The sequence below is a fragment of the Gilliamella sp. B2911 genome (genome assembly GCF_026536965.1).
GTDB classification, from domain to species: domain Bacteria; phylum Pseudomonadota; class Gammaproteobacteria; order Enterobacterales; family Orbaceae; genus Gilliamella; species Gilliamella apicola_E.
The window spans coordinates 1-675 of the sequence record NZ_JAFNNA010000031.1 but is presented as its reverse complement, the minus strand read 5'-3'; the positions used below and the strand labels follow the sequence as shown (position 1 = coordinate 675).

The following is a 675-nucleotide window of genomic DNA, read 5'->3' as shown; positions in this document are numbered from 1 at the left end:
TTTTAGATTTTAACTTAGAAAGAGGACAGATAATGGTTGTTTCCAGTAATAATTCTGAGTTTGAAGTAAAAGGCAAAACATTAATCCCCATTAAGCCAATTAAGATCTATGAAAATATGGATAAAAAACTGAAATAAACTGCTAACAAATTGTTTTAAACAATTTAGAGGTTAAACAAGAAGACATAGTCTGGTTTATGGCCATACCTAAAGCAAAAAAATATTAAGAAATTAGAAATGAATAAAATAATAATACTATTAGTGATAACATTCATATCAATAGTAACATTAACCAGTTGCAACAGTGAAAGACCTTTAGAAAAAGCATTAAAAGATATAGAAGAAAATCACCCTCAAACCATAAAACTCTCTGATTATACCAATTTTAAATGGGATGAAGTTTGGTTAATCAGTGGCAGTATTAGTGGACTTTATATTACATTAATGCAGGAACAAAATATTGATGTCAAAAAAGTAGAATTTTCTGATGAGAATCCTGACTTTGGAATAGCTCAACATCTTTCTAATACAGTTGTATACGTATATAATAAAAAAGTTGTCTATTACGAATTTCCTCCGGATAACAGGGATAGGGAGTTTTCTCTTTTAGGTTTTGTAGAACCATATGCACTTTTAGATTTTAACTTAGAAAGAGGACAGATAATGGTTGTTTCCA

Annotated in this window: 1 protein-coding gene; it reads left to right on the top strand. The window is 28.9% G+C overall.

Translation table 11 applies throughout. From position 1 onward, the window contains the following. Positions 1 to 236 precede the first annotated feature (236 nt). Positions 237 to 675, top strand: a 439-nt coding sequence (locus tag J3U27_RS11560; RefSeq protein ID WP_267331143.1) for a hypothetical protein, incomplete at its 3' end; no start/stop codon positions are given.